At 61.1% G+C, this 19,176-nt stretch carries 16 protein-coding genes; 11 read left to right on the forward strand and 5 right to left on the reverse strand.

All coding sequences use genetic code 11. From position 1 onward, the window contains the following. Window positions 1-2: 2 nt before the first annotated feature. Together flgD and flgE are read left to right on the forward strand one after the other, a co-directional pair. Window positions 3-731, forward strand: coding sequence for a flagellar hook assembly protein FlgD (gene flgD / locus HX786_RS19710; protein WP_003214242.1), 729 nt, complete (start codon window positions 3-5; stop codon window positions 729-731). 31 nt (window positions 732-762) lie between these two features. Then, window positions 763-2,085 carry a flagellar hook protein FlgE gene (flgE, locus tag HX786_RS19715; RefSeq protein WP_003214240.1) on the forward strand — a complete coding sequence of 441 codons (1,323 nt, stop codon included), beginning with the start codon at window positions 763-765 and terminating at the stop codon, window positions 2,083-2,085. Between the two features lie 363 nt (window positions 2,086-2,448). Here the strand turns inward: flgE and HX786_RS19720 are convergent, their stop codons facing one another. After that, window positions 2,449-5,346 carry a ribonucleoside-diphosphate reductase subunit alpha gene (locus HX786_RS19720; RefSeq protein WP_008435294.1) on the reverse strand — a complete coding sequence of 966 codons (2,898 nt, stop codon included), beginning with the start codon at window positions 5,344-5,346 and terminating at the stop codon, window positions 2,449-2,451. A gap of 805 nt (window positions 5,347-6,151) precedes the next feature. Here HX786_RS19720 and HX786_RS19725 point away from each other — a divergent pair. Together HX786_RS19725 and HX786_RS19730 are read left to right on the forward strand one after the other, a co-directional pair. Next, window positions 6,152-6,877 carry a response regulator gene (locus HX786_RS19725; protein WP_177022205.1) on the forward strand — a complete coding sequence of 242 codons (726 nt, stop codon included), beginning with the start codon at window positions 6,152-6,154 and terminating at the stop codon, window positions 6,875-6,877. Next, entirely contained in the window at window positions 6,874-8,484 is a 1,611-nt protein-coding gene (locus HX786_RS19730; protein ID WP_178912493.1) for an ATP-binding protein, read from the forward strand. The genes HX786_RS19725 and HX786_RS19730 overlap by 4 nt, the downstream gene beginning before the upstream one ends. Here the strand turns inward: HX786_RS19730 and HX786_RS19735 are convergent. Next, entirely contained in the window at window positions 8,481-9,197 is a 717-nt protein-coding gene (locus tag HX786_RS19735; protein WP_178912494.1) for a 4'-phosphopantetheinyl transferase, read from the reverse strand. The two genes, HX786_RS19730 and HX786_RS19735, sit on opposite strands and share 4 nt — an antisense overlap. Before the next feature lie 180 nt (window positions 9,198-9,377). On the opposite strand from HX786_RS19735, the gene HX786_RS19740 reads away from it, so the two are divergent. Genes HX786_RS19740 through HX786_RS19750 form a run of 3 tightly spaced genes read left to right on the forward strand, consistent with a single transcriptional unit; the run spans window position 9,378 to window position 11,725 of the window. After that, complete coding sequence (locus HX786_RS19740) at window positions 9,378-9,686, forward strand: hypothetical protein (RefSeq protein ID WP_003214230.1); 309 nt, start codon at window positions 9,378-9,380, stop codon at window positions 9,684-9,686. 18 nt (window positions 9,687-9,704) lie between these two features. Then, window positions 9,705-10,382 carry a response regulator transcription factor gene (locus HX786_RS19745; protein WP_003214228.1) on the forward strand — a complete coding sequence of 226 codons (678 nt, stop codon included), beginning with the start codon at window positions 9,705-9,707 and terminating at the stop codon, window positions 10,380-10,382. Further along, window positions 10,379-11,725 carry an ATP-binding protein gene (locus HX786_RS19750; protein WP_023659245.1) on the forward strand — a complete coding sequence of 449 codons (1,347 nt, stop codon included), beginning with the start codon at window positions 10,379-10,381 and terminating at the stop codon, window positions 11,723-11,725. Before HX786_RS19745 ends, HX786_RS19750 begins: the two co-directional genes overlap by 4 nt. A gap of 129 nt (window positions 11,726-11,854) precedes the next feature. Here the strand turns inward: HX786_RS19750 and HX786_RS19755 are convergent, their stop codons facing one another. Beyond that, window positions 11,855-12,853 carry an AraC family transcriptional regulator gene (locus HX786_RS19755; RefSeq protein ID WP_178912495.1) on the reverse strand — a complete coding sequence of 333 codons (999 nt, stop codon included), beginning with the start codon at window positions 12,851-12,853 and terminating at the stop codon, window positions 11,855-11,857. Window positions 12,854-13,190: 337 nt separating this feature from the next. On the opposite strand from HX786_RS19755, the gene HX786_RS19760 reads away from it, so the two are divergent. Both HX786_RS19760 and HX786_RS19765 read left to right on the forward strand, forming a co-directional pair. Beyond that, window positions 13,191-14,525: a dicarboxylate/amino acid:cation symporter gene (locus HX786_RS19760; protein WP_008435307.1), complete on the forward strand. Its 1,335-nt coding sequence runs from the start codon at window positions 13,191-13,193 to the stop codon at window positions 14,523-14,525. Window positions 14,526-14,674: 149 nt separating this feature from the next. Beyond that, window positions 14,675-15,856, forward strand: coding sequence for a CaiB/BaiF CoA-transferase family protein (locus HX786_RS19765; RefSeq protein ID WP_177019555.1), 1,182 nt, complete (start codon window positions 14,675-14,677; stop codon window positions 15,854-15,856). A 123-nt stretch (window positions 15,857-15,979) separates the two neighbouring features. Here the strand turns inward: HX786_RS19765 and HX786_RS19770 are convergent, their stop codons facing one another. Together HX786_RS19770 and HX786_RS19775 are read right to left on the reverse strand one after the other, a co-directional pair. Next, window positions 15,980-16,474 carry a SprT family zinc-dependent metalloprotease gene (locus HX786_RS19770; protein ID WP_004371405.1) on the reverse strand — a complete coding sequence of 165 codons (495 nt, stop codon included), beginning with the start codon at window positions 16,472-16,474 and terminating at the stop codon, window positions 15,980-15,982. A 128-nt stretch (window positions 16,475-16,602) separates the two neighbouring features. Next, window positions 16,603-17,205, reverse strand: a complete 603-nt coding sequence (locus HX786_RS19775; RefSeq protein ID WP_004371402.1) for a Yip1 family protein — start codon at window positions 17,203-17,205, stop codon at window positions 16,603-16,605. A 362-nt stretch (window positions 17,206-17,567) separates the two neighbouring features. Between HX786_RS19775 and ttcA the strand changes: the two genes are divergently transcribed. Together ttcA and HX786_RS19785 are read left to right on the forward strand one after the other, a co-directional pair. Continuing rightward, complete coding sequence (ttcA, locus tag HX786_RS19780) at window positions 17,568-18,392, forward strand: tRNA 2-thiocytidine(32) synthetase TtcA (protein WP_178912496.1); 825 nt, start codon at window positions 17,568-17,570, stop codon at window positions 18,390-18,392. Window positions 18,393-18,459: 67 nt separating this feature from the next. Next, complete coding sequence (locus HX786_RS19785; protein ID WP_004371396.1) at window positions 18,460-19,131, forward strand: DNA-3-methyladenine glycosylase I; 672 nt, start codon at window positions 18,460-18,462, stop codon at window positions 19,129-19,131. Window positions 19,132-19,176: the final 45 nt, after the last annotated feature.

Genomic DNA, 19,176 nt, shown 5'->3' on the forward strand with positions numbered 1-19,176 from the left:
TAATGGCCATTGTTGATAACAGTTCGACGAACACGGCAGTCCAGGACCTTTTTAATTCCAAGGTCAAGACGGCGACAGATAACACCAGCGTCGGTGACGCCGCCAAGTCGGCGACGGGCAACCAGGCGATGGGCAAGGACGCGTTCCTGCAATTGCTGGTGACCCAGCTGAAAAACCAGGACCCGCTGTCGCCCCAGGACAATGGCGCGTTCGTCGCACAGTTGGCGCAGTTCAGCAGTCTGGAAGGCATCAACAACCTGAATGACTCGGTGAATGCGATTTCCAGCAACTTCAGCTCCTCCCAGGCGCTGCAGGCTTCGTCGCTGGTGGGGCGTTCGGTCATCACCCAGACCGACAAGGCGATGGTGGATACCAGCAAGAGCATGACCGGTTCCGTGGCGGTGACGGCGGCGACGGGCAACGTCTCCGTCAAGATCACCGACAAGGATGGCAACGTCGTTCGCACCATCGACATGGGCGCCCAGAGCGCCGGCAACTCCAGCTTCGTCTGGGACGGCAAGACCGATGCGGGTGAGACGGCGCCACCCGGCACCTACACCTTCAATGCCACCACCAAGAATGACAAGGGTGACTCGGTGGCCCTCGCCACCTCGCTGCCGGCAACGGTGACCAGCGTAACCCTGGGCACGAACGGCGCTGAAATGGTGCTAAACCTGGCGGGCGGCCTGGGCAGTATCAAGCTGTCGCAAATTCAGACTATCGGTACATAGAGCCGGCTAAATACGGCAAAAGGAGAGAGCAATGTCTTTTAACATCGGCCTTAGCGGCCTCTATGCGGCCAACAAACAACTGGACGTGACGGGCAACAACATCGCCAACGTCGCGACCACCGGCTTCAAGTCGTCCCGTGCGGAATTCGCGGATATCTACGCGGCTTCCAAGCTGGGTACCGGCCAGAACAGCATCGGCAATGGCGTGAACCTGGCGGCCGTGTCCCAGCAGTTCACCCAGGGTGACGTCAACAACAGCGGCGGCACGCTCGACATGGCGATCCAGGGCGGCGGCTTCTTCGTGCAGAAGGGCAGCGACGGTTCGCTGGAATACACCCGCAACGGTGCGTTCCGGGCCGACAAGGACGGCTACATCACCAACAACACCGGCACCTCGCGGCTGCAAGGCTACGCAGCGGATGCCGATGGCAACATCCAGAAGGGCGGCTTGACCGACCTGCAGCTCAACCTGTCGTACCTGCCGCCGAAGGCTTCGAGCAAGGTGGATTCCACCAGTAACCTGAACTCCTCCGAGACGGCGATCGACCAGACGGCGCACCCGTTTGATCCGACCAAATCGGACAGCTTCACCACTCAATATTCCACCACGCTCTACGATACGCAGGGCAACGCGCATCCGATGGTGCAGTACCTGGTGAAGACCGACTCCAACACCTGGAAGTCCTACACCCTGATCGATGGGCGCAACCCTGACGGCTCGCCGATCAGCGGCACCGGTACTGACGTGAAGGCGCCAGTCGCCTCGACGCTGTCGTTTGACACCTCCGGCAAGCTGACCGGGATCGTTACCCCGCCAGCCACCGCTTCCAATACCACCCTGACCATTTCCGACTGGAAGCCGGGCGGCCTGGTCAATGGTGTCTGGACGCCTAACGGTGCGGCCGCCAACGCAGACGGCGTGGCCGTCAACATGGGGAACATCACCCAGTACAACTCCGCCACCTACCGCAACCCGCCGACCACCGATGGCTACGCCACCGGGCAAATCACCGGGCTGAAAATCGACGGCAGCGGCGTACTGTTCGCCACGTTCAGCAACCAGCAGAGCAAGGCCATCGGCCAGATCTCCCTGGCCAGCTTCAACAACGAGCAGGGCCTGCAGCCAGCCGGCGGCACCACCTGGAAAGAAACCTTCGCGTCGGGCCAGCCGGGTTTTGATACCCCGCAAGTCGGCACCCTGGGTTCGATCGTGGCCAACTCCCTGGAGAACTCCAACGTCAACCTGACCAACGAGCTGGTGGACCTGATCAAGGCCCAGAGCAACTATCAGGCGAACGCCAAGACCATCTCCACCCAAAGCACCATCATGCAGACCATCATTCAGATGACCTGATGTTGTCGCTTTAACTCGCTTTACCGAAAAGCCCCTCGCGTGAGGGGCTTTTTTTTGGATGTTCAGATAACGCCTATAGGTGGGGCGTCACAGGCGGATACACGGCTGTCGGAACGGTACAAGGCCAGCCGGGCGATATCTGGAGCGGATTCAGTCAGGGCCCTGGCGGCAACTGCATCACTGTTTCAGCGATAAAAGTCGCCATGATGCACGTCGGCCAGAAGCCCACCGATGTTTTCAAGGAGGTGAAATACCTGCGCGAATCGCGACGGTGTTGTTCCAGGCAAAAGAAAACCCCCGATACGCCGTAGGCCTATCGGGGGTTTTTCAACCTTGGGTGGTTAGACCCAGGGTGTGCTCAGCTTATTGGCAAGCTTCGCAATCCGGCTCGTCGATCGCGCAGGCTTTAGGCACTGGCGCCGGGCCGGCAGGTGCGGCGAGAACCGAATCATCACCGTGGTTGCCGCCGCTGGAAACAGCGTTCAGCTTGCCGGTGTTGATGGTCGACTTCTCGGTGCTGGTGGCAGCCAGGGCACGGAGGTAGTAAGTGGTTTTCAGGCCACGGTACCAGGCCATGCGGTAGGTCACGTCGAGCTTCTTGCCCGATGCGCCGGCGATGTACAGGTTCAGCGACTGAGCCTGGTCGATCCACTTCTGGCGACGGCTGGCGGCGTCGACGATCCACTTGGTGTCCACTTCGAAGGCAGTCGCGTAGAGCTCTTTGAGTTCTTGCGGGATGCGCTCGATCTGCTGCACCGAACCGTCGTAGTACTTCAGGTCGTTGATCATGACCGAGTCCCACAGGCCGCGGGCTTTCAGGTCGCGAACCAGGTACGGGTTGATCACGGTGAATTCGCCCGACAGGTTCGATTTCACATACAGGTTCTGGTAGGTCGGTTCGATCGACTGCGACACGCCAGTGATGTTGGCGATGGTGGCGGTCGGTGCGATGGCCATGATGTTGGAGTTACGAATGCCTTTCTGCACACGGGCACGTACCGGCGCCCAGTCCAGGGATTCGTTCAGGTCAACGTCGATGTACTTCTGGCCACGTTGCTCGATCAGGATCTGTTGCGAATCCAGCGGCAGGATGCCTTTGGACCACAGCGAACCCTGGAACGTCTCGTAGGCGCCACGCTCGTCGGCCAGGTCGCAGGAAGCCTGGATCGCGTAGTAGCTGACCGCTTCCATGGACTTGTCGGCGAACTCGACTGCAGCGTCCGAACCGTAAGGAATGTGCTGCAGGTACAGCGCGTCCTGGAAGCCCATGATGCCCAGGCCGACCGGACGGTGCTTGAAGTTGGAGTTCTGCGCCTGGGGTACCGAGTAGTAGTTGATGTCGATAACGTTATCGAGCATGCGAACGGCGGTGTTCACGGTGCGTTCCAGCTTGGCGGTGTCCAGCTTGCCGTTGACGATGTGGTTCGGCAGGTTGATCGAGCCCAGGTTGCAAACGGCGATCTCGTCCTTGTTGGTGTTCAAGGTGATCTCGGTGCACAGGTTCGAGCTGTGGACCACGCCCACGTGCTGCTGCGGGCTGCGCAGGTTGCACGGGTCTTTGAAGGTCAGCCATGGGTGGCCGGTTTCAAACAGCATGGAGAGCATTTTGCGCCACAGGTCTTTGGCCTGGATGGTCTTGAACAGCTTGACCTTGCCCGGGTATTCGGTGAGGGCTTCGTAGTACTCGTAGCGCTCTTCGAAAGCCTTGCCGGTCAGGTCGTGCAGGTCCGGTACTTCGGATGGCGAGAACAGGGTCCACTTGCCGTCATCGAAGACGCGCTTCATGAACAGGTCAGGGATCCAGTTGGCGGTGTTCATGTCGTGGGTACGACGACGGTCATCACCGGTGTTCTTGCGCAGCTCGATGAACTCTTCGATGTCCATGTGCCAGGTTTCCAGGTAGGCACATACAGCGCCCTTGCGCTTGCCACCCTGGTTCACGGCTACGGCGGTGTCGTTCACTACTTTGAGGAACGGTACAACGCCCTGGGACTTGCCGTTGGTGCCCTTGATGTACGAACCCAGTGCACGCACCGGGGTCCAGTCGTTACCCAGGCCGCCGGCGAATTTGGACAGCATGGCGTTGTCGTGGATCGCGTGGTAGATGCCCGACAGGTCATCCGGCACGGTGGTCAGGTAGCAGCTGGACAGTTGTGGACGCAGGGTACCGGCGTTGAACAGGGTCGGGGTCGACGACATGTAGTCGAAGGACGACAACAGGTTGTAGAACTCGATGGCACGGTCTTCTTTCTGCTTCTCTTCGATCGCCAGGCCCATGGCCACGCGCATGAAGAACACTTGCGGCAGTTCGAAGCGGATCCCGTCCTTGTGGATGAAGTAACGGTCGTACAGGGTTTGCAGGCCCAGGTAAGTGAACTGCTGGTCGCGCTCGTGGTTGATCGCCTTGCCGAGTTTTTCCAGGTCGAAGGTGGCCAGGATCGGGTTCAGCAATTCGAATTCGATACCCTTGGCGATGTAGGCCGGCAGGGCCTTGGCGTACAGGTCGGCCATCTCGTGGTGGGTGGCGCTGTCGGCGACTTTCAGGAAGCCCAGGCCTTCGGCACGCAGGGTGTCCATCAGCAGGCGCGCGGTGACGAACGAGTAGTTCGGCTCACGCTCGACCAGGGTACGGGCGGTCATCACCAGTGCGGTGTTGACGTCGGTCAGGGCCACGCCGTCGTACAGGTTTTTCAGGGTTTCGCGCTGGATCAGGTCGCCATCGACTTCTTCCAGGCCTTCGCAGGCCTCGGTGATGATGGTGTTCAGGCGGCCCAGGTCCAGCGGTGCAAACGTACCGTCGGCCAGGGTGATGCGGATCGACGGGTGAGCTTGTACGGCAGCTTCTTCGGCCGGGGAACGTACGGCACGTTCCTTGGCGCGCGAGTCACGGTAGATCACGTAGTCGCGGGCGACTTTCTGCTCGCCGGCACGCATCAGGGCCAGTTCGACCTGGTCCTGGATTTCTTCGATGTGAATGGTGCCGCCCGATGGCATGCGACGCTTGAAGGTTGCGGTGACCTGTTCGGTCAGGCGGGCAACGGTGTCGTGGATGCGCGACGAGGCAGCAGCGGTGCCGCCTTCAACTGCAAGAAACGCTTTGGTGATCGCGACGGTGATTTTGTCATCGGTGTAAGGAACGACAGTGCCGTTACGCTTGATCACGCGCAATTGGCCGGGCGCGGTGGCGGACAGATCCAGGTTCGAATCAGCGGCCTGCGGCACGGAGCCCTGCGGGTTCTCGCGAGTTGTGTCGGTTTGCATGGGGGGTTGTCTCCACATTCTATATTTATTTGGGCACCATCACGGTGCCCACCGTTCCGTCCTGAAGCACTTACAACAGGCCAGGGGCCTGGCATAACAACTTCGGGACAGGAGGAAGGGAGCTGTTCGCGCCGCTTCCATGCCGAAGTCTTCGGTTACAAGCCTTGGGGCTCTTTACCGTATTCCTGGTGGGTGACAGTTTCGTACTGCAACACCCGTACCGTTTTCGCCTGATCGGGGCAGAAAGCGGCTGCCATCCGCGTGCGCGGTTTGGTCTTCTGAAAAAGGCTTAAGTTCACCAAACAGGAGCAAGAAAGAGCTTGAGTTTCTTGTCTGATTTGTGTTTGGTCTTTTCGCTGAAAACCCTACATGTAGGGTTTTTTTGGCGACGACCTACAAGATAATGCGTTTTGGGGGGCTTAGCAACGGACTACCTGTGGATAACGCTGTGGGTAAAATGTGTATGAAACGTGGAATGGCCGTGTAGGCCGCAGTACTGCTGCATTGCGCCGTTTGTCACCGAATATTCCGAGGTAAAAACAACCGGTTGGATTTTTGCGGGCGCGAACCCTATCACAAAAAAACACGATGTCCGAACGCATTTGCGCGCTTGTGGCAGAGGGCCGGCCCGTTGCTACAATCGGCGGTTATCCATACAGTTTATGCCTCGCCTACATGACAACTGTAGGAGCGGGCTTGCCCGCGAAGGACGTCAACGATGACGCTGGAAACCTGAATAAAACGCGGCGCCCTCGAGTTTTCTCGGGCAAACCCGCCCCTACAATAATTAGAACCGAGGTAACGCATGGAGCAAGAAGCCTGGCAGGTATTGATTGTCGAGGACGACGAGCGACTGGCCGAGTTGACCCGTGACTACCTGGAGAGCAACGGCTTGCGGGTGTCGGTGGAAGGCAATGGCGCCCTCGCGGCGGCGCGGATCATCGCCGAGCAGCCGGACCTGGTGATCCTCGACCTGATGTTGCCCGGCGAAGACGGCCTGAGCATTTGCCGCAAGGTGCGCGAGCACTACGACGGGGTGATCCTGATGCTGACCGCGCGCACCGACGACATGGACCAGGTGCTGGGCCTGGACATGGGTGCCGACGATTACGTGTGCAAACCCGTGCGTCCACGCCTGTTGCTGGCACGCATCCAGGCCCTGCTGCGGCGCAGCGAAAGCGTCGAACCGGCACTCCCCGAAAAACAGCGGCGCCTGCAATTCGGCCCGCTGGTGGTGGACAACGCCCTGCGTGAAGCCTGGCTGCATGAGGGCGGCATCGAACTGACCAGCGCCGAATTCGACCTGCTGTGGCTGCTGGTGGCGAATGCCGGGCGGATCCTGTCCCGGGAAGAAATCTTCACCGCCTTGCGCGGCATTGGCTATGACGGCCAGGACCGCTCCATCGACGTGCGCATCTCGCGCATCCGCCCGAAAATCGGCGACGACCCGATCCACCCACGCCTGATCAAGACCATTCGCAGCAAAGGCTATCTGTTCGTCCCCGAAGCCGCGGCTGACCTGACGCCGTGAACTCAATCTTCCTGCGCATCTACGGCGGCATGTGCGCGGCGCTGATTCTGGTGGCGTTGCTTGGCGTACTGGCCTTGCACCTGCTCAATGAAGTGCGCAGCGGCCAGTACCGCGAACGCCTGGCCCACGGCACCTTCGCGCTGATGGGCGACAACCTGCAACCCATGAGTGCCATCGAGCGCCGCCGCGCCCTGGCAGTGTGGGAGCGCTTGCTGGGTATCCCGCTGCAATTGCAGACCGTGGCCGAGGCGCACCTGGACCTGACCCAGCGTACCCGTCTGCAACGCGGCCAGGTGTTGGTGGAGCAAACCGGGCCTCACGCGGCCAGGGTGCTGCGCTTGGTCAGTGACCAGGAGCAACTGTTGCTGACCGGTGAAGTGCAGCAAATCAGCGAACAACTGGCGCGCGCGACGATTTACCTGCTGGCCGATGAGCTGGTGCGTTTCCCGGTGGCGGAGCAACCGCAGAAACTCGCAGACCTGAAGGAAGCCAAGGGCTTTGGTTTTGAGATGCACCTGTTGATGCTCAATCAGGCTGATATGGACGAAGACCAGCGCCGCCGCGTGTCCGAAGGCGATACCGTGATGGCTCTGGGCAAGGGCGGGGATTCGATCCGGGTATTTGCCGGCATGGTCGGCACGCCGTGGGTCCTGGAAATCGGCCCGCTGTATCAGATGAATCCGTACCCGGCGCAATGGCTGATCCTGATTGCGCTGATCAGCCTGACCTTGATCGGTTTGATCGTCTATCTATTGGTGCGCCAGCTGGAGCGGCGTCTGAGTGGCCTGGAAGCCGCCGCCACGCGCATCGCCAAAGGCAGCCTTGAAGTGCGGGTGCCGGCCCGCGGCGCCGATTCGGTGGGGCGCCTGGCGGCAGCGTTCAATGGCATGGCCGAGCACCTGCAACGCCTGTTGGCAATTCAGCGCGAACTGGTGCGGGCGGTGTCCCACGAATTGCGCACCCCGGTGGCGCGCCTGCGGTTCGGCCTGGAGATGATCGGCGACGCGGCCACGCCTGAAGCGCGGCGCAAGTATATGGAGGGCATGGACAGCGACATCCAGGACCTCGATGGCCTGGTGGACGAAATGCTCACCTACGCGCGGCTGGAACAGGGGGCGCCGGCACTGAATTTCCAGCGGGTCGACCTCAATGCGTTGCTGGATCAGGTGATTGATGAACTGTCACCGCTGCGCCCGGAAATCAACGTGGCGCGGGGCATCTGCCTGTCCTCGGCACATTGGGACGATGCATGGGTGGAGGCCGAGCCGCGTTACCTGCACCGTGCCCTGCAAAACCTGGTGAGCAACGCCATGCGCCACGCCCAGGGGCAGGTGCTGATCAGTTACCAGGTGGGCCAGGTGCGTTGCCGCATCGACGTGGAAGACGACGGGCCGGGCGTACCGGAAAGTGCCTGGGAGCGGATTTTCACGCCGTTCCTGCGCCTGGATGACAGCCGGACCCGCGCGTCGGGTGGGCACGGCCTGGGGTTATCCATTGTGCGGCGGATCATCTATTGGCACGGCGGCCGGGCGTTGATCAGCAAGAGCAACAATTTGGGTGGCGCATGTTTCAGCCTGAGTTGGCCACGGGATCAGGAGAAGGTCTAGGCCTGGACGGCCACCAGGCTCAACAACTGCCCCTCATCCACCGCAAACTGCGCCTCCAGTTCCTTGCCATGGCACCACTCTGCGGACAAGTCCGTCAGCAACCGCAGCCGCGCATGGCCGGTATCCGACCACTCCAGCAACTCGGCATGCTCAAAATAAAAGCGCTTCTGCACGATCGGGTAGAGCGCCTTGAACAGGCTCTCTTTCGCCGAAAACGTCAGCGTCACCACTTGCGCAACCTGCTCCCGCGGCCCGGCGGCCATGCGCAGCAATTCATCCGGTGTGAGAATTTCCCCGGCCAGGCGTTCCGCCCGCTCCAGGGTCAGCAGGTTCTCCAGGTCCATCCCCAGCCCGCGCCACTGTGACTTGTGGGCGACGATGGCCGCTGCATGGCCGGTGCTGTGGGTGATCGAACCGCTGATGTGCGCGGGCCAGACCGGCGCGCGGTCCTCGCCGATCGCCGGCACGCAATCCAGCCCGTCCAGCTGTTGCAGGGCCGCGCGGGCGCACAGGCGACCGGCCAGGAACTCCGTCTGCCGCTTGGCCACCGAACGCTGGATGCTCGCGGGCGGCGGCACGGCGCTGCGCTGGAAATCGCCGATGGCCAGCAGGGCCGGGTCAAAACGGGTGCTCAGCAAGACCGTGCCGGGCAAGGCATCGGGCAACGGCCAATGGGCGTCAAGTGGGGTGCAGCAGGCGGGTAGGGAATTCATGCCGGGTATTTTGCCGAGTTGCAGGGCCGCTGGATAGCCTGCAGCCGGGGATACGTAAATAACTCTTTACACAGTAGCCTGCCTCGGTTCAGCCCAGGTTCAGAGAGTGTTCAGGGGGAGTTCAGGGGCGTCTGCGTAGTCTGGCCCCGTACCCAAAGCCCAAGCGTATGAGGTAGCACCATGACTGCGATCAAGAAGCTGATGTTGGCCTTAACCATGCTCAGCGCCACCGCTGGCGTCCAGGCCTCTGATTCGAGTTTCGCGGGTTTCTCCAAGGAGAAGAGCAAAAAGCCCTACAGCCTTCTCCAGCGGGTGAGCTTCGAGGATGCCGGTGAACAGGCGGCTCCATGGGGCCAGTCCCTGGGCCAGCACACCCCGCAGTCAGACTATCGCGTGGGCAACGAAAACCTGTCAGGTCACTTCAACGGCAGTAAATTGCGCCAGCAAGACCTGCAGGGCCGCTATGATATACCCCAGTTGGAAAGTTGATTTGCCTTGGAGAGCTTTATGAAATTGCTGGTTGTCGAAGATGAGGCGTTGCTGCGCCATCACCTGTTGACCCGCCTTACCGACAGCGGTCACGTGGTCGAGGCCGTCGCCAATGCCGAAGAGGCGCTGTACCAGACCGGGCAATTCAACCACGACCTGGCGATCATCGATTTGGGCCTGCCCGGCATGGGCGGCCTGGACCTGATCCGCCAATTGCGCGCCCAGGCCAAGACGTTCCCGATCCTGATCCTGACCGCCCGTGGCAACTGGCAGGACAAGGTTGAAGGCCTGGCAGCAGGTGCCGACGACTACGTGGTCAAGCCGTTCCAGTTCGAAGAGCTGGAAGCGCGGATGAACGCACTGTTGCGCCGCTCCAGCGGTTTCACCCAATCCACCATCGTCGCCGGGCCGTTGCTGCTGGACCTCAATCGCAAGCAGGCGTCCCTCGACGAACAGCCACTGGCGCTGACCGCCTACGAATACCGCATCCTCGAATACCTGATGCGGCATCACCAGCAAGTGGTCGCCAAGGACCGCCTGATGGAACAGCTCTACCCCGATGACGACGAGCGTGATCCGAACGTGATCGAAGTGCTGGTGGGCCGCCTGCGCCGCAAGCTGGAAGGCCCGGCGGGTTTCAAACCGATCGACACGGTGCGTGGCCTGGGCTACCTGTTCAATGAGCGCTGCCGTTGATTCGCTCGCTACGTGTACGTTTGATGCTCGCGGCCACCATCCTGGCCGTGCTGTTTATGCTGGCCTTGTTGCCGGCCATGCAGGGCGCCTTCAGCCTGGCCCTGCAGGACTCCATCGAGCAGCGCCTGGCGTCGGATGTCACGACGCTGATTTCGGCTGCCCGGGTTGAAAACAATCGCCTGCTGATGCCCGCGCAGCTGCCGGACGAGCGTTTCAACCTCACCGACAGCCGCCTGCTGGGCTACATCTATGACCGCGAAGGCCATCTGGTCTGGCGGTCGCGCGCCACACAGGAAGAAAACATCAACTACAAGCCGCGCTATGACGGGCGCGGCAACGAGTTTGCGCGGATCCGCGAGGCCAACGGCCAGGAATTTTTTGTCTATGACGTCGAGGTCAAGCTGCTGGGCGGCAAGAGCGCGGCGTTCAGTATCGTCGCCCTGCAACCGGTGCGTGAATACCAACTGACCCTCGAAGGCCTGCGGGAAAACCTCTACCTGGGCTTCGGCGCCGCCTTGCTGGTGCTGCTGACCCTGTTGTGGCTGGGCCTGACCTGGGGCCTGCAGGCGCTGCGCCGGCTGAGCCAGGAACTGGATGAAATCGAAGGCGGCACCCGGGAAAGCCTCAGCGAGCAACACCCGCGCGAGTTGCTGCGCCTGACCGGCTCCCTGAACCGGTTGCTCCACAGCGAGCGGGAGCAACGCACCCGTTACCGCGATTCCCTGGATGACCTGGCCCACAGCCTGAAAACCCCGTTGGCGGTGTTGCAAGGCGTGAGTGAAGACATGGCCCAGCGCCCCGAAGATCGGGACCAGGCCTGGGTACTGCAATCGCAGATCGAACGCATGAGCCAGCAGATCAGCTACCAATTGCAGCGCGCCAGCCTGCGTAAAAGCGGCCTGGTGCGCCACCAGGTGCGGCTGGAGCCGGTGCTGCAAAGCCTGTGTGACACGCTGGACAAGGTTTATCGCGATAAGGGCGTGAAGGTCGCCTTTGAATTGCCGGACGAATGCGACGTGCCGATCGAGAAGGGCGCCTTGCTGGAACTGCTCGGCAACCTGCTGGAGAACGCCTATCGCCTGTGCCTGAGCGAAGTGCGCATCACCTTGCAGGAAAGCCTGGAGGGCACCGAGTTGTGCATCGAAGACGATGGCCCCGGCGTGCCGCCGGACCAGCGTGCGCGCATCCTGCAGCGGGGCGAGCGGCTCGACCGCCAGCATCCGGGGCAGGGGATTGGCCTGGCGGTGGTCAAGGACATCATTGAAAGCTATGGCGCCCGGCTGACCCTTGGGGATTCACCGCTGGGTGGGGCTGCGTTCAAGATCCACTTCCCGGCTGTTTGATCTTTATTGGCTGTGCCGGCCTCTTCGCGAGCAAGCCCGCTCCCACATTCGATGGCATTCCCAAGGTGGAACTCGGTCAAATGTGGGAGCGGGCTTGCTCGCGAAGAGGCCAGTCGCATCAATACACACCTAGGTTTCTTGTGCTCTATAGGCCCCCGGCGTCAGCCCGGTCCACTTCTTGAACGCCCGATGAAACGCCGACGGTTCGGAAAACCCCAGCTGCTCGGCGATCTCCTGCAGCGACAAATCCGCCCGCCCCAAATGATAGATCGCAATGTCCCGGCGCAACTCATCCTTGAGCGCCTGAAAGCTGGTGCCTTCCTCCCGCAAATGCCGACGCAGGGTCTGCGGGCTGATATGCAGGTGCTGGGCGACGGCTTCGAGGTCGGGCCAGGGCGTGCGGTCGCGGCTCAATAAGCGGCGCAACTGGCTGCTCAGGCTGTCGCCTTCATCCGGCCGCGACAGCAGGTCGGCCGGGGAGCGTTCGAGGAAATGCTTGAGGGTGCGCTCGTCCTGCAACAACGGCAGGCTCAGGTAGCGGCTGGGGAACACCAGGCTGCTGGTGGGTGCCGCGAATACCTGCGGGCAGGGGAACAGCAAGTCGTACTCACCGGCATGGGGCGGCGTCGGGTAGCTGAAGGTGGCCTGGTGCAGGCGGATGCGCTGGCCAATCAGCCAACTGCCGAGGCGGTGCCAGATCACCAGCAGGCATTCGCTGAGGAAGTGATCCGGGTCCCAGAGCTGCGAATCGTCCAGGCTCAGGCGGGCCATTTCTCCTTCACGTGTCAGACGCCAGCGCGGACCCTGCGGGAATAGGCTATAAAATAATAAGCCGCGTTCCAGAGCCTTCTCCAGGGTGCGGCAGTGAATCAGCGCGTGGCACATCATGGCGAAAGTGCCGCGCTTGCTCGGGCCTTCGGCGAAGCCCAGGTATTCGTCATCCAGCGCCAGCCACAGCATTTGCAACAACCGGGTGAATTGCTCGGGGGCGATGCGGGCGCGGGGCTCGCTCAGCAGTTCCGCAGTGATGCCGACCTGCTGCAGCAGGCCCGAATAATCGTAGCCGGCCCGGCGGGCACCGCCGAGGGCGGCTCGGGCGTAGTGACTGGCGATGGTTCGTTCACGCATGAGGGGCCTCGTCCATTGAGTGGCGGATGTTAGCCACCCCGGGCGGGTGCAACAAGGCGGATATCCGCCAAATTGTAGGACGAGATCAGGCGAGCAGGCGGAAATCCGCCACTGTCTGTAGGCATAACCTTAAGCTGGAAATCGCCCGAGCGCTGATGTCTAAAGGCCTTCAGGGAGTTTCAGCAGAAGTGGCACGACGCTTGCGATACAGAGCGCAGGGAGACCGCCTCGAGCAGGCTCTCAAACAACAAATCCCTCCAGTGCAGGAGGGTTCGCAATTCAAGTGTCGTGGGCAATGGCGGATATTTGCCACACGGGACGATTGAGGAACTTTGCAATGACGACTCGTCAGCCACTGTACAAATCCCTGTATTTCCAGGTGATCGTTGCAATCGTTATCGGTATTTTGCTCGGTCACTTCTACCCGCAGACCGGCGTGGCCCTCAAGCCACTGGGTGACGGCTTTATCAAGCTGATCAAAATGGTCATCGCCCCGATCATCTTCTGCACCGTTGTCAGCGGCATCGCTGGCATGCAAAGCATGAAATCGGTCGGCAAGACCGGCGGCTACGCGCTGCTGTACTTCGAAATCGTCTCCACCATCGCCCTGCTGATCGGCCTGGTCGTGGTCAACGTCGTGCAACCGGGCGCCGGCATGCATATCGACGTGGCTACCCTGGACGCCTCCAAAGTCGCGGCCTACGTGACTGCCGGTGCCGACCAGAGCATCGTTGGCTTCCTGCTGAACGTGATCCCGAACACTATCGTTGGCGCGTTCGCTACCGGTGACATCCTGCAAGTGCTGATGTTCTCGGTGATCTTCGGTTTCGCCCTGCACCGCCTGGGTGCCTACGGCAAGCCGGTGCTGGACTTCATCGATCGTTTCGCCCACGTGATGTTCAACATCATCAACATGATCATGAAGCTCGCGCCACTCGGTGCCCTGGGCGCCATGGCGTTCACCATCGGTGCCTACGGCGTAGGTTCGCTGGTGCAGCTCGGTCAGCTGATGATCTGCTTCTACATCACCTGCATCCTGTTCGTGGTGCTGGTATTGGGCGCCATCTGCCGCGCACACGGCTTCAGCGTCCTGAAACTGATCCGCTACATCCGTGAAGAACTGCTGATCGTACTGGGTACTTCCTCGTCCGAATCCGCACTGCCACGCATGCTGATCAAGATGGAACGCCTGGGCGCCAAGAAGTCGGTAGTCGGCCTGGTTATCCCGACTGGCTACTCCTTCAACCTGGACGGTACTTCGATCTACCTGACCATGGCTGCCGTGTTCATCGCCCAGGCGACTGACACCCACATGGACATCACCCACCAGATCACCCTGTTGCTGGTACTGCTGCTGTCGTCCAAGGGCGCTGCTGGCGTGACCGGTAGTGGTTTCATCGTACTGGCCGCTACCCTGTCGGCTGTTGGCCACCTGCCGGTTGCCGGCCTGGCGCTGATCCTGGGTATCGACCGCTTCATGTCCGAAGCCCGCGCACTGACCAACCTGGTTGGCAACGCTGTTGCAACCCTGGTTGTGGCCAAGTGGGTCAAGGAACTGGACGAAGACAAGCTGAAAGTCGAACTGGCTTCCGGTGGTCGCGGTATCTCCGACACCCGTGAAGAAGACGACCTGGGCGTGGCCGAAGGCCCGGCTCCAACCGCCGTCAAGTAAGGCTGCAGCGTTTGTGAAAAACCCATCTTCGGATGGGTTTTTTTATGCCTTCGGGAAGCATCAGTCACTTCGGATGATGGTTTATGTGATTGCCGCCGACCGCCGGGTTTGCCTACTCTGTGGCCAATCGAATCGGAATCGGAGTCCGCATGTCAGGTCCCTTGGCATCCCTCAAAGTACTGGATTTCTCCACCTTGCTGCCGGGGCCGTTCGCCTCGTTGCTGCTGGCCGACATGGGCGCCGAGGTGTTGCGCATCGAATCCCCCACGCGCATGGACCTGCTGCGAGTACTGCCGCCCCATGACCAGGGCGTGTCGGCCAGCCATGCCTATCTGAACCGCAACAAACGCAGCCTGGCCCTGGACCTCAAACAGGCCGAGGCGGTGGCGATCGTGCGGCAACTGGTGGCGGACTACGACATCGTCCTCGAGCAATTCCGTCCCGGGGTCATGGAGCGCCTGGGCCTGGGTTACGAGGCGTTGAAGGCGATCAACCCAAAGCTGATCTACGTCTCCATCACCGGCTACGGCCAGACCGGCCCCTACAAGGATCGCGCCGGCCATGACATCAATTATCTGGCCCTGGCAGGCATTGCCAGCTACACCGGGCGCCAGGACAGCGGGCCGTTGCCCTTGGGTGTGCAGTTGGCGGATGTGGGGGGCGGCTCGTTGCACGCGGTGATCGGTTTGCTGGCGGCGGTGATTGCCCGGCAGCACAGTGGGGTGGGGCAATACCTGGACGTGAGCATGACCGACTGCGCCTTCAGCCTGAATGCCATGGCCGGCGCCGGTTACCTGGCGTGCGGCGTGGAGCCGGCGTGGGAGAACCAAGTGCTCAATGGCGGCAGTTTCTATGACTATTACCGATCGCGGGAAGGACGCTGGTTGTCGGTGGGCAGTCTGGAGCCGGCGTTTATGCAGCAGTTGTGTACGGCCCTTGGCCGCCCTGAATTGGCGGCAATGGGCCTATCGCCCAAACCCGAGCAGCAGAAAGCCCTCAAGCTGGCGCTGCAGGTCGAGTTCGAGAAACGCAGCTTTGATGAGCTGTGTGAGCTGTTTGCCGGGATTGATGCGTGTGTCGAGCCGGTGCTGAATCTGAGCGAGGCCGTTGAACACCCGCAGTTGAAAGCCCGGGAGCTGGTCAGCCAGGTGCCGCGGGGCGATGGTTCCAGCCAGGCGCAAATGGCCTGCCCGCTGAAGTTTTCCGAGGGCTTGCCGGCGGCCAGGCACATAGGCGCGGCGGTGGGCGCTCACAGCGATGAGGTGTTGGCGGAGTTGGGCTTCAGTGCTCAGCAGATAGATGATTTGCGGCGTGCCAAGGTGATTCAGTAGCGCCTGGGCCGGCCCCTTCGCGAGCAAGCCCGCTCCCACATTCAACCGAGTTCCATCGTTGGAATGCGATCAAATGTGGGAGCGGGCTTGCTCGCGAAGAGGGCCTTACAAGCACCACAAACCTCACTCGACGCGGGTTTCCCCGGTAAACACCAAAGTCTGCCGGCACCTGCGGCACAAATACCGCCGCCCCTGGCCCACCAACCCGTGACGCTGGGGCGAAAACGGGAAGTCACTGTCGGCACACGGACAGCGGTAGATATACCGCGTGACGCGCCGCCGCTGGATTTCATAGGTGTGGCAGCGGTCCGGCGGCAGTTCGTAAACCCCACGCATGATCAACTGCCATTCCTCGCCATGGGGCTGGATGCGCTCGCCGAACAATTGGTGGGCAATCAGGTGCGCCACTTCATGGGCGACTGTCTGTTTAAGGAAGTGTTGGCTGTTTTCACGGTACAGCTGCGGGTTGAAGCGCAGCAGGTTCTCGTGCAAATGCGCGACACCGGCCTTCTGGCCCCGCAGCTTGAGGCTGACCTGGGGGCGTTTGAAGCTTCGTTTGAAAAAGGATTCGGCTTGCAGGAAACAATCTTCGACGCGGGTATTGAGTTGCTCGGGCATGCTGTACATATCTCCAGAGATGTCCAGTATGCCGCAAACAAGGGTGTATCCGAATCTGTCAGGCGCCGAATGGTCATGCATAACGCACAAAGCCACCTTGCGGTGGCTTTTCCTGCGGGTAAACCGCGTCAGTTGGTGTAGATCGGGCCTACGCCCAGCCCCCAGACGATCACGGTAAAGGCCATGATCGCCACCAGCACCACCAGGCCTACCGCCAGTACCGAGCTGGAAAACAGGAAGCCCTCGTCCGGGTGGATGTTCATGAAGGTCGGCAGCCCCACGTACAGCAGATACACCGTGTAGCAAATGGCCGCCGTGCCCACCACCATGCCCAGCCACATATGCGGGTACAGCGCCGCCAGCCCGCCGATAAACAGCGGTGTCGCGGTGTAGGTGGCAAACGCCACGCAGCGCGCCATGCTGGGGTTGGCGTCATAGGTGCGGGCCATCCAGTGAATGAACGCGCCCATCACCGCCACGCCGCCGAGCATCGCCGCGTAGGACATGAGGGTCATCCACAACGCGCTTTCCACCGTCAGCATCACCGGGGCGCGGCTGCCGATAACCCAACCCACCTGAGTGGTACCGATAAAGGCTGAGACAGCGGGGATGGCCGCGAGAATCAGCGTGTGGGTGAGGTACATGTGGCCGATGCTTTCTTCTTTATCGCCACGAATTTCCCGCCATTCCTGATCGGGGTGGGTGAAAAGTCCCACGACGTGATGGATCATGCCAGTCACTCCTGTCGTTATTACCATCGCCCCCCAGCGGAGCGCCCACGGGCCAATTGGCCTGAAAGGTCTGGATATATGTGCGACCTTATGTCGCAGTATAGGAAGTGATGACCGGAAAAAGTGTGGGGCTTTAGAGCAAATTGCGCTGTAAACATTGGGCTTAATCGCGGCGGGGTCTGTTGATTGGAATGCGGTCAACTGTGGGAGCGGGCTTGCTCGCGAATGCGGTGGGTCAGCTAAATACCTGGCGAATGACACTTCGCGTTCGCGAGCAAGCCCGCTCCCACATTGGAACTCGGTCGTCCATCCCGGTAAAATACCCGGCTTTTCGTCACACACCTTTCGCGGATCCAAGCGCCATGGGCACTCTTACGGTCAACCAGAACAAACTGCAAAAACGCCTGCGTCGCCTGGTCGGCGAGGCAGTCGCCGATTTCAATATGATCGAAGAGGGCGACAAGGTCATGGTCTGCCTGTCCGGCGGCAAGGACAGCTACACCATGCTCGACGTGCTGATGCACCTGCAAAAGGTCGCGCCGATCAAGTTCGACATCGTTGCCGTGAACATGGACCAGAAGCAGCCGGGTTTTCCCGAGCATGTGCTGCCGGCCTACCTCAAGGAATTGGGGATCGAGTACCACATCGTCGAGAAAGACACCTATTCGGTGGTCAAGGAGCTGGTCCCGGAAGGCAAGACCACCTGCTCGCTGTGCTCGCGCCTGCGCCGTGGCACGCTCTATACGTTTGCCGACGAAATCGGCGCGACCAAGATGGCCCTCGGTCATCACCGCGATGACATCGTCGAAACCTTCTTCCTCAACATGTTCTTCAACGGCAGCCTCAAGGCCATGCCGCCCAAGCTGCGGGCCGATGACGGGCGCAACGTGGTGATACGCCCACTGGCGTACTGCCATGAGAAGGACATCCAGGCCTACTCCGACCTCAAGCAATTCCCGATCATCCCGTGCAACCTCTGCGGCTCCCAGGAAAACCTGCAGCGCCAGGTGGTCAAGGACATGCTCCAGGATTGGGACCGCAAGACCCCGGGCCGCGTCGACAGCATCTTCCGCAGTCTGCAGAACGTGCAGCCGTCGCAGTTGGCCGACCGTAACCTGTTCGACTTCACCAGCTTGCGTATCGACGAAAGTGCGGCGTCGCGCTTCGTCAACGTAGTGAACCTCTGAGTGTTTTCACCGCTCTGACAGACGGCGCTCCTGGGCGCCGTTTTCATTTCAATCCTTAGGAGAGGGCATGCGCGATTACAAGTGGCTGCACGAATATTGTCTGAACCGGTTTGGTTCGGCGGCCGAGCTGGAAGCCCACCTGCCTGTGCCCCTGACCCCGGCGAAACTGCGCAAGATCAGCGATGACCGCTACTTGTCGACCTTGTCGCTGCGGGTGTTTCGCGCCGGCCTGAAGCACAGCGTGGTGGACGCCAAGTGGCCGGCCTTCGAGCAGGTGTTCTTTGGGTTTGACCCGGAAAAAGTCGTGCTCATGGGCGCCGAGCACCTGGAGCGGCTGATGCAGGACACGCGCATCATCCGTCACCTGGGCAAGCTCAAGAGCGTGCCGCGCAATGCGCAGATGATTCTGGATATCGAGAAGGAAAAAGGCAGCTTCGGCGGGTTTATTGCCGACTGGCCGGTGACCGATATCGTCGGCCTGTGGAAGTACCTGAGCAAGCACGGCCACCAGTTGGGCGGGCTCTCGGCGCCGCGCTTTTTACGGATGGTGGGCAAGGACACGTTCGTGCCGAGCTATGACGTGGTGGCGGCGCTGAATGCGCAGAAGATCGTCGACAAGGTGCCCACCAGCCTGCGGGACCTGGCCACGGTGCAGGGCGCATTCAACCAGTGGCATGCCGAGAGCGGGCGGCCGATGTGCCAGTTGTCGATGATGCTGGCTTACACCGTGAATCATTGATACCGGGTTGATGTCATCGCAGGCAAGCCAGCTCCCACACTTGGA

The sequence above is a fragment of the Pseudomonas sp. 21615526 genome (assembly GCF_013386245.1).
Taxonomy (GTDB): domain Bacteria; phylum Pseudomonadota; class Gammaproteobacteria; order Pseudomonadales; family Pseudomonadaceae; genus Aquipseudomonas.